The following is a 9,548-nucleotide window of genomic DNA, read 5'->3' as shown; positions in this document are numbered from 1 at the left end:
GTCTTGATTCTACAGCGCGGCGCAGATTTGTGACGCAGAGCGTCACGACAGGCATTCCCACGCTGGAGCGTGAGAAACGATAGGTCTACCGGCTCCGCTTATCAAATCACCCGACATTGCGCGTTAAAAGCTCGGTAAATGCCTTGGCCATTGGTGACTGTTCGTCCTTGCGCTGCACCAGCCACACGGCACTGGTTGCGCCGGGGTCGAGGACGTTGCGGTAGACCACGCTGTCGATGCGCATTCGGCGGTAGGACGCTGGCAGTACGGTGACGCCCAGTCCAGCTGCGACCAAGCCGATGATGGTCATCACTTCGCCCGCTTCCTGAGTGATCAGCGGGCTGAAACCCGCAGCGCGCGCCAGGCTCAGGACTTGCGCGTAGATACCGCTGCCATAGGTGCGCGGGAAAAACACGAACGGCTCGGCGGCCAGCGCCGACATATAGATCCCGTCCTCGCTTTCGGCCGCCAGCGGATGGTCGGCGCGCATGATCGCAACCAACGGCTCGCTCAACAATTCAAACACCACCAGCGAATCGGGTAACGTCAGAGGGCGCATGATGCCGACCTGAATGGTCTTGTCCTCAAGACCTGCGGCCACTTCCTGACTGGTTATTTCGGTGAGTGTCAGGTGCACATCCGGGTAGGCCTGGCGGAAGGCAAAAATGGCCTGCGGAATGCTGGAAGTGAATGGCGCAGACGAGGTAAAGCCGATCTTCAGTTCGCCGATCTCACCCAGTTGTGCTCGCCGGGCAACGTCAGTGGCCTTGTCGACCTGCGCCAGCACCAGGCGCGCCTCATCGAGAAACAGCCGCCCTGATTCACTCAGGTCGACACGCCGGTTGGTGCGCTCGAACAGACGTGTGCCCAGTTCCTGTTCCAGTGCCTGAATCTGCTGGCTGAGCGGCGGCTGGGAAATCCCCAGTGCCAGGGCTGCACGGCCGAAATGCAGCTCTTCGGCAACCGCGATGAAGTAACGCAGATGACGCAATTCCATGCCGCCTCCATTAAGTCGTTTTACCTATTAAACAGGTCGAACAATATATTGGATGGAATGATTAGCGAGCTATATGATTTTTTCACCGCCTGCCCAACCGTGCTCCGAGGTCCTCGTGAATCCTGCCGTCGCCCCGCCCGCCTCAAACCTGAATACATCCGCCGGACCGTCTGGCGACACCTACATCGAAAAGAACACACCGCTTTTCAAACGTACTGCCCTGGCGCTGTTCGCTGGTGGGTTCTCGACGTTCACTTTGCTGTATTGCGTACAGCCGATGATGCCGACACTGTCGGGCGAGTTCTCCCTGTCTGCGGCACAAAGCAGCCTGATCCTGTCCGTTGCCACCGCGATGCTCGCCATCGGCCTGCTGATCACCGGGCCGATATCCGACCGGCTGGGGCGCAAGTCAGTGATGGTCATGGCGCTGTTCTGCGCGTCGCTGTTCACCATCGCCAGCGCCTTGATGCCCAGCTGGGAGGGCGTGCTCATCACCCGGGCAATGGTCGGTCTGTCGCTGAGCGGCCTGGCGGCAGTGGCGATGACTTACCTGAGCGAAGAAATACACCCCACGCATCTGGGCCTGGCAATGGGGCTGTATATCGGCGGCAGCGCGGTGGGCGGCATGAGCGGCCGGCTGATCGTCGGGGTGATGATCGATTATGTCAGTTGGCATGTGGCGATGCTGGTGGTCGGCGGGCTGGCCCTGATCGCAGCCGTGGTGTTCTGGAAGATACTCCCGGAATCACGCAACTTCCGTCCGCGCTCACTGCACCCTCGCAGCCTGCTGGACGGCTTTGTCGTACAGTTTCGCGATGCCGGGCTGCCGCTGCTGTTTCTGACCGGCTTTCTGCTGATGGGCGCGTTCGTCACCCTGTTCAACTACATTGCCTACCGCTTTCTGAGCGCCCCCTACAACCTGAGCCAGGCCGTGGTCGGTGTGTTTTCCGTGGTGTATCTGTCGGGCATCTACAGCTCGGCGAAGATCGGCTCACTGGCTGACCGACTCGGCCGCAGACAGGTGCTGTGGGCGGTGATCGTGATGATGTTGGCCGGCCTGCTACTGACCCTGTTCACCCCACTGCCGCTGGTGATCGTCGGCGTACTGATCTTCACCTTCGGCTTCTTCGGCGCGCATTCGGTGGCCAGCAGTTGGGTCGGACGCAGGGCCACCACCGCCAGAGGCCAGGCCGCGTCCTTGTACCTGTTCTGTTACTACGCAGGGTCGAGCGTGGCCGGAACCGGCGGCGGCGTGTTCTGGCACTACGCGGGCTGGAACGGTATCGGGCTGTTTATCGGCGTATTGCTGCTGATCGCGCTTGGGGTAGCGTTGCGGCTGGCAAGGCTGCAGCCGCTGGGGGCGAAGGTTTAGTCACACATCGGGCGATGGCGCATAGGGTGAGCCAAGGTACACTGGCGCATCCGCCAGTTTTGGTAAAGGAAACCGACATGCGCCTCGACCACCTCCATCTGCAGAATTTCCGTTGCTACGAAGATGCTCATTTCGACTTCCAGCCCGGTTTCAATCTGGTGGTGGGGGTCAATGGCAGTGGGAAGACGTCGTTGTTGCAAGGGGTGGCTTGTTGTTTCGGGAAATTCCTCGCGAACATGGGGGCGGGTAACTCACTCATCACGGAATCAGATGCCAGGTTCAACTTGGTAAAATCTGAAAACAGTGTTCACTTTGAACGTATCTTCCCCCTCAAGTTGGCTGCCCGAGGTGATGCGTTCGGGTTCCAGGATTGGTACGTCTCGCTCAAGCGCGATGGCAGTAACCATAATTCCAGCAACCTTGAAAGCGTTATATCTCCAGAGAACCCACACGTGTCGGAATCTCTTGAAATCGACATGCCTGTATTTGCGGTTTACCGAGCCAGTCGAGGCTGGCTGACCATGAATATAGCTGCCGAGCATGCAGCACAGAGCAAACTGTCAAGACTGGAAGCCTATACCAACTGGTTCGATGCAGCCTCCAACTTGAAGAACTTTGAGACCTGGTTCATCGGCAAGACACTGGAGCGCTTTCAAAGAATATCCAGATATGGCTTATCGGGCGTTTTCACTGATGAACTCACCTGGATCAATTCAGCTATCCAGTGCGCATTGCCGGAGTCCAAGGGGATTGAGTACGACATGGAAATGCGGGGGCTGATGGTGGACATGAATGACCAAAAAGTCCCGCTCAACGACCTGAGCGACGGACAACGCGGAATGGTCGCACTCTTCGCCGATATTGCTCGCCGTATCTGCCTGCTTAACCCGCACATGGGGAAGGACGTTCTAAGCAAGACAAACGGCATCATCGTGATCGATGAACTAGACATCCACCTGCACCCCGGCTGGCAACGCACCATTGCTCCGGCACTGAAAAAAGCATTTCCCAACGTCCAGTTCATCGCCGCCAGCCACTCGCCACAGGTCATCGGCAGCCTGCAGCCGGGCGAGGTCATCCTGCTGAATAACCATGACGGCTCTCACCCAAGAGCCACCTACGGCCTGGACTCCAGCAGCATTCTGGAAGAAGTCATGGGCGTGCCTCAGCGCGAGCCTGAAATTGAAGAATTGCTCGATCAGCTATTCAGCACTCTAGAAAACAACGAGCTTGAAAAAGCCAGGTCGCAGCTTGATGCACTGAAGAAAAAAGCGCCCGACCTGCCAGAGTTCGCGGGTGCCGAGGCGCTGCTCAAACGCAAGGAGATCATTGGCCGATGAGACGCGTTATCAAGGGAACTGAGCCTGTATCGTTCACGGAATGGAAAGCCAGCGCAAACGAAGACTGGACGCCCACCTATCCAACCTTGCAAAACCCGCAAAAACGCGACCTGCATAATCGCTTGCTGCAAGAGCAGAACTTTTCATGCTGCTATTGCGGCAGGGAAATAGAACTTGATAGCAGCCACATCGAACATTTCAGACCGCAGGAGCATTACCTGCCACTGGCACTGGAATACAGCAATCTTCATGCGTCCTGTCTGCGCGAGACCGCACCAGGAAACCCGTTGCACTGCGGCCACTACAAAGGCAGCTGGTTCGATGAGGACCTGCACATTTCTCCCACAGAGGACGATTGCGAACAGCGCTTCCGTTACTTGCTGACAGGCAAAATCCAGAGCACTTCCCACACAGACCTTCCCGCCACGACGATGATCGAAAAGCTCGCACTCGATATCGCGTATCTGACTAAAAGGCGCCAGGAGGCCATCACGGGTGTGTTTGACGAACAATTCCTATCCAGCGCCAGTGGTGCAGAGCTGAATCACCTCAGGGACAGACTGCGCTCGCAAGCTGACAACAATCCGATCAGCTTTGGCCATGTGATTGCACGTTATGCGGAACAACTACTGGCATAGAGGCAATCAGTCAGAAAAACAGGGTCAGGGAGACGCAGTTCGCGTCCTCTCGTCGGTCCCCTCGACAACCTTGGCCGGGAAATTTATTTTCATATATTTGTTTATATTTCGTTTTCGTGTAATTTATTTTCATCACGAAAACAGAGATAAAAACAATGAATGCCTGTGATCGCCCTGAAACGCACCTGCTCCACCTTATTGCGTCATCCCTGCCGAGTACCCCCGAGTCGCCTTCAAGCTGACGGCTTCAGCCGTTGGTGTTGCGCCCTCGCCTGTCCACTCTGCAAGGAACCGTCGCTATGTCGCCGTCACCCGGTATTTCGCTGTTGATCTACGCTGCTGTCGCCATCATCGCTTTGATCGTGCTGATCGCGCGGTATCGTCTCAATCCGTTTATTGTCATTACCCTCGTGTCGGTCGGGCTGGCACTGGTGGCCGGGATGCCGGCCAGTGGCGTGGTCGCCTCTTACGAAGCAGGGGTTGGCAAAACGCTGGGGCATATCGCGCTGGTCGTGGCGCTGGGCACCATGCTTGGCAAGATGATGGCCGAGTCCGGTGGTGCCGAGCAGGTGGCGCGTACCTTGATCGACCGTTTTGGCGAACGTAACGCGCACTGGGCCATGGTCTGTATTGCGTTTCTGGTGGGTTTGCCGCTTTTCTTCGAAGTGGGCTTCGTGCTGTTGGTGCCGATTGCGTTTACCGTGGCCAGACGTGTCGGGGTGTCGATTCTGATGGTCGGCCTGCCGATGGTCGCCGGTCTGTCGGTGGTGCACGCGCTGGTGCCGCCACACCCTGCGGCGATGCTGGCAGTTCAGGCCTATCAGGCGTCGGTGGGGCAGACCCTGTTTTACGCCATTTTGATCGGCATCCCCACGGCCATCATTGCCGGGCCCGTGTATGCCAGGTTTATCGTGCCGCGCATCCATTTGCCGGCTGAAAACCCGCTGGCAAGGCAGTTTCTCGACCGCGAACCACGCCAGAAGCTGCCCAGCTTCGGCTTGACCATGGCGACGATTCTGTTGCCGGTAGTGCTGATGCTGCTGGGTGGCTGGGCCAACCTGATCAGCACACCGGGCAGTGCATTCAATAGCTTTCTGTTATTCATCGGCAATTCGGTGATCGCACTGCTGCTGGCCACCCTGCTGAGTTTCTGGACGCTGGGCATCGCTCAGGGCTTCAATCGCGATGCCATCCTGAAATTCACCAATGAGTGCCTGGCACCGACCGCCAGTATCACGTTGCTGGTCGGTGCCGGTGGCGGATTGAACCGAATTCTGGTCGACAGCGGCGTCACCAATCAGTTCGTTGGTCTGGCGCAGGACTTTCACCTGTCGCCCCTGCTGATGGGCTGGCTGTTCGCTGCGCTGATGCGCGTTGCGACGGGCTCGGCGACGGTAGCGATGACCACCGCATCAGGCATCGTTGCACCTGTGGCGATGGGCCTTGGCTACCCGCATCCAGAATTGCTGGTACTGGCGACGGGCGCAGGCTCGGTGATTTTTTCCCACGTCAACGACGGTGGTTTCTGGCTTATCAAGGAATATTTCAACATGACCGTAGCGCAAACGTTCAAGACCTGGACGGTGCTGGAAACGCTGATTTCCATCGTCGCTTTCGCCCTGACCCTGGGCCTGGCGCAGGTGCTCTGAGTGGACATTCTGTACCAGATACGTGCCCGCCAGGATTCGCTCAGCGCGGGCGAAGGCCGAATCGCCAAACTGCTGCTCAGCGATATCGCCTTTGCCGCCAGTGCCAGCCTGGATGAGCTGGCCAGCCGCGCCGAGGTCAGCAGCGCGACCCTGTCGCGGTTCGCGCGCAGCATCGGCTGTCGGGATCTGCGCGATCTGCGGCTGCAATTGGCTCAGGCCAGCGGCGTTGGCAGCCGTTTTCTGCATCCGCAACCCGCTCCGGAGCAGTCGGCCTTTTTCACCCGCATCGTCGATGACATCGAAGCCACGCTGCGCCAGCACCTGGCCGGTTTTGACACATCACGCTTTGCCGCCGCTGTAGCGTGTATCGCCGATGCACGAATGATTCACGCATTCGGCATGGGCGGTTGCTCAAGCCTGTGCAGCGAGGAACTGCAAACCCGCCTGGTGCGCCTCGGCTACCCGGTGGCCGCCTGCCGCGACACGGTGATGATGCGTATGGTTGCTGCCACGCTTGGCCCGCAGCACAGCCTGATTGCCTGCTCCCTCAGCGGACGCACACCGGAACTGCTCGATGCCGTGACTCTGGCGCGCAGTTATGGCACCCGAGTGCTGGCCATCACCCTGCCTGACTCACCGCTGGCGCACTTGGCCGAGGTGGTATTACCCCTGCAAATTGCTGAAACCAATTTCATCTATAAACCTACTGCAGCGCGCTACGGCATGCTGCTGACCATCGATGTGCTGGCCACTGAACTGGCGTTGCTCAGCCCTGAAGACAATCAGGAGCGGCTGCGCCGGATCAAGCTCGCGCTGGATGAATACCGTGGCGGCGAAGATGGTCTGCCGCTGGGAGACTGAACCATGCTTTATGACCTGATCATTCGCGACGCGCTGGTCATCGACGGCAGTAATACGCCTGGGGTGCGTGCCGATGTTGCGATTGGCGAAGGACGCATCCAGCGGATCGGCAACCTCGCCGGGGCCAGAGCACGAGAAGAGGTCAAGGCGGCCGGTCGCGTGCTGGCCCCCGGATTTATCGACGTCCACACCCATGACGACACGGTAGTCATCCGCAAACCCGAGATGCTGCCGAAAATCAGCCAGGGTGTGACAACGGTGATTGTCGGCAACTGCGGGATCAGTGCGTCACCGGTCTCGCTGCGCGGCAATCCGCCTGATCCGATGAACCTGCTGGGTGACGCGGCGGCGTTTGTCTATCCGCGTTTTGCCGACTATCGCGCAGCCGTGGACAGCGCTCGGCCAGCCGTGAATGTGGCCGCTCTGATTGGCCATACGGCCTTGCGCAGTAACCACATGAATGACTTGTTACGCAGCGCCAGCCCGGAAGAAATCGCCGCGATGCGCGAGCAACTGCGCGACAGCCTGGAGGCCGGCGCGCTGGGGCTATCGACCGGTCTTGCCTACGCTTCCGCGTTCTCGGCCGAAACCGATGAAGTCAAGCAACTGGCTGAGGAGCTCAGCGCTTTTGGCGCGATCTACACCACCCACCTGCGCAGTGAATTCGAACCGGTGCTGGAGGCTATGGCGGAAGCTTTCGATATAGGCCGCCATGCGCGCGCGCCGGTCGTTATCTCGCACATGAAATGCGCCGGCGCGGGTAATTGGGGTCGCAGTCCGCAACTGCTCGCAGCGCTGGAAAAAGCCGCGCTGGACCACCCGGTGGGCTGCGATTGTTATCCCTATGCGGCCAGCTCTTCGACGCTGGACCTCAAGCAGGTCACCGACGCGTTTCGCATTACCATCACCTGGTCTACCCCGCACCCGGATCAGGGCGGCAGGGATTTGCAGGCGATTGCCGCCGACTGGGGGCTTTCGTTGCTGGACGCCGCACGCAGATTGCAGCCTGCGGGCGCGGTGTACTACGGGATGGATGAGAGCGACGTCGAGCGCATCATGGCTCATCCCTTGTCGATGATCGGCTCCGATGGTCTTCCGGAAGACCCCTTTCCACATCCTCGTTTATGGGGAGCGTTCCCGAGAGTGCTCGGCCATTTCAGCCGGGACAAAGGGCTTTTTGCGTTGCACACCGCCGTGCACAAAATGACCGGGCTTTCGGCTGCACGCTTTGCCTTGCACGAGCGCGGCCTGATCCGCGAAGGTTATTGGGCGGATCTGGTGTTGTTCAATCCGCAAACCGTGCGCGACGTCGCAGACTTCAAAGACCCTCAGCGAGCGGCGCAAGGCATTGATGGTGTCTGGGTGAACGGTCGATTGAGCTATGCCGAGGGCAAACCGCAAGGTCAGCGTCAGGGCAGATTCCTGCCCCGCAGCGGCTCGCTGGTGGAGGGATTTGCGGATACAAAAGCGCCGACATAGTCGTCGGCGCTGAGAGGAACAGATGCGTTTTACAGGTGATACTGCGCCGACAGCTCGTGCACGGCGTCGATGAACGCGCCGGCATTGGCCGGATCGACTTCAGGCGTGATGCCGTGGCCGAGGTTGAAGACGTGACCGGTACCGCTGCCGTAGCTGGCAAGAATGCGTGCGACTTCCTGGCGGATGGCTTCCGGGCGCGCATAAAGCACGGTCGGGTCCATGTTGCCTTGCAGGGAAACCTTGCTGCCGACACGCTGACGCGCTTCGCCGATGTCGCAGGTCCAGTCCAGGCCGAGGGTGTCGGCACCGATGTCGGCGATGCTTTCCAGCCACAGCCCGCCGCCTTTGGTAAACACGATGACCGGCACCTTGCGCCCGTCGTGCTCTCGAATCAGGCCATTGACGATCTTGCGCATGTAAGCCAGCGAGAACTCCTGATACGCCGCCGAAGACAGGCTGCCGCCCCAGCTGTCGAAGATCTGCACGGCCTGGGCGCCGGCCAGAATCTGACCATTGAGGTAAGAGGTCACTGACTGTGCCAGCTTGTCGAGCAGCATGTGCATGGCGTGCGGGTTGTCGTAGAGCATGGCCTTGGATTTGCGGAAGTCCTTCGACGAGCCGCCTTCGACCATGTAGGTCGCCAGGGTCCAGGGGCTGCCGGCAAAACCGATCAGCGGCACCCGCCCGTTGAGTTCACGGCGGATGGTGCTGACCGCGCCCATAACGTAGCCCAGATCCTTCTGCGCATCCGGGATTGGCAGTGCTTCGATGTCAGCCAGCGTGCTCACGGTTTTCTTGAAGCGCGGGCCTTCGCCGGTCTCGAAATACAGGCCCAGCCCCATTGCATCGGGGATGGTCAGGATGTCGGAGAACAGAATCGCCGCGTCCAGCGGGTAGCGATCCAGCGGCTGCAGGGTGACTTCACAGGCGAACTGCGGGTTCTTGCACAGGCTCATGAAGTCCCCGGCACTGGCACGGCTGGCGCGGTATTCCGGCAGGTAGCGACCTGCCTGACGCATCATCCATACCGGCGTGACGTCTACGGGTTGCTTGAGCAAAGCGCGAAGGAAACGGTCGTTCTTCAGGGCAGTCATGTCGGCATCCGCAATAAAAGTGCCGGCATTTTCTCAGAGCGCGACGCAAAAGGCACGGCGAGAGCCGTGCCTTTTGTCTATCGTACCGATTTGCAATACCCATTCAGCGCATCAGACT

Annotated in this window: 8 protein-coding genes; 6 read left to right on the top strand and 2 right to left on the bottom strand. The window is 59.4% G+C overall.

Features of this window, described 5'->3' with window-relative positions; all coding sequences use genetic code 11:
- Positions 1 to 106: 106 nt before the first annotated feature.
- The gene (locus ALO80_RS10000) at positions 107 to 997 is read right to left on the bottom strand and encodes a LysR family transcriptional regulator (RefSeq protein ID WP_055008893.1); all 891 of its coding nucleotides are present in this window, start codon (positions 995 to 997) and stop codon (positions 107 to 109) included.
- A 115-nt stretch (positions 998 to 1,112) separates the two neighbouring features.
- Between ALO80_RS10000 and ALO80_RS09995 the strand changes: the two genes are divergently transcribed.
- The 6 genes from ALO80_RS09995 to ALO80_RS09970 all read left to right on the top strand — a co-directional run bounded on the left by ALO80_RS09995 (position 1,113) and on the right by ALO80_RS09970 (position 8,336).
- Positions 1,113 to 2,369: an MFS transporter gene (locus tag ALO80_RS09995; protein WP_055008909.1), complete on the top strand. Its 1,257-nt coding sequence runs from the start codon at positions 1,113 to 1,115 to the stop codon at positions 2,367 to 2,369.
- Between the two features lie 77 nt (positions 2,370 to 2,446).
- Positions 2,447 to 3,709 (top strand): AAA family ATPase, encoded by a 1,263-nt coding sequence (locus tag ALO80_RS09990; RefSeq protein ID WP_055008892.1) that lies wholly within the window; start codon positions 2,447 to 2,449, stop codon positions 3,707 to 3,709.
- Positions 3,706 to 4,347, top strand: a complete 642-nt coding sequence (locus ALO80_RS09985) for a retron system putative HNH endonuclease (RefSeq protein WP_055008891.1) — start codon at positions 3,706 to 3,708, stop codon at positions 4,345 to 4,347. The genes ALO80_RS09990 and ALO80_RS09985 overlap by 4 nt, the downstream gene beginning before the upstream one ends.
- Positions 4,348 to 4,646: 299 nt before the next feature.
- The gene (locus ALO80_RS09980) at positions 4,647 to 5,996 is read left to right on the top strand and encodes a GntP family permease (RefSeq protein ID WP_055008890.1); all 1,350 of its coding nucleotides are present in this window, start codon (positions 4,647 to 4,649) and stop codon (positions 5,994 to 5,996) included.
- Positions 5,997 to 6,857: a MurR/RpiR family transcriptional regulator gene (locus ALO80_RS09975; RefSeq protein WP_055008889.1), complete on the top strand. Its 861-nt coding sequence runs from the start codon at positions 5,997 to 5,999 to the stop codon at positions 6,855 to 6,857.
- 3 nt (positions 6,858 to 6,860) lie between these two features.
- Positions 6,861 to 8,336: an N-acyl-D-amino-acid deacylase family protein gene (locus ALO80_RS09970; RefSeq protein ID WP_055008888.1), complete on the top strand. Its 1,476-nt coding sequence runs from the start codon at positions 6,861 to 6,863 to the stop codon at positions 8,334 to 8,336.
- Between the two features lie 29 nt (positions 8,337 to 8,365).
- Here ALO80_RS09970 and hemE read toward each other — a convergent pair whose 3' ends face one another.
- Entirely contained in the window at positions 8,366 to 9,430 is a 1,065-nt protein-coding gene (gene hemE, locus ALO80_RS09965; RefSeq protein ID WP_055008887.1) for a uroporphyrinogen decarboxylase, read from the bottom strand.
- Positions 9,431 to 9,548: the final 118 nt, after the last annotated feature.

The organism is Pseudomonas caricapapayae (genome assembly GCF_001400735.1).
GTDB classification, from domain to species: Bacteria; Pseudomonadota; Gammaproteobacteria; order Pseudomonadales; family Pseudomonadaceae; genus Aquipseudomonas; species Aquipseudomonas caricapapayae.
This window is presented reverse-complemented; position numbering and strand designations above follow the sequence as displayed.

Excerpts from the sequence above, each read along its gene's own strand:
- ALO80_RS09985 (WP_055008891.1), top strand. The coding sequence starts at position 3,706 with ATGAGACGCGTTATCAAGGGAACTGAGCCTGTATCGTTCACGGAATGG.
- ALO80_RS09970 (WP_055008888.1), top strand. The coding sequence starts at position 6,861 with ATGCTTTATGACCTGATCATTCGCGACGCGCTGGTCATCGACGGCAGT.
- ALO80_RS09980 (WP_055008890.1), top strand. The coding sequence starts at position 4,647 with ATGTCGCCGTCACCCGGTATTTCGCTGTTGATCTACGCTGCTGTCGCC.
- hemE (WP_055008887.1), bottom strand. The coding sequence starts at position 9,430 with ATGACTGCCCTGAAGAACGACCGTTTCCTTCGCGCTTTGCTCAAGCAA.
- ALO80_RS09990 (WP_055008892.1), top strand. The coding sequence starts at position 2,447 with ATGCGCCTCGACCACCTCCATCTGCAGAATTTCCGTTGCTACGAAGAT.
- ALO80_RS10000 (WP_055008893.1), bottom strand. The coding sequence starts at position 997 with ATGGAATTGCGTCATCTGCGTTACTTCATCGCGGTTGCCGAAGAGCTG.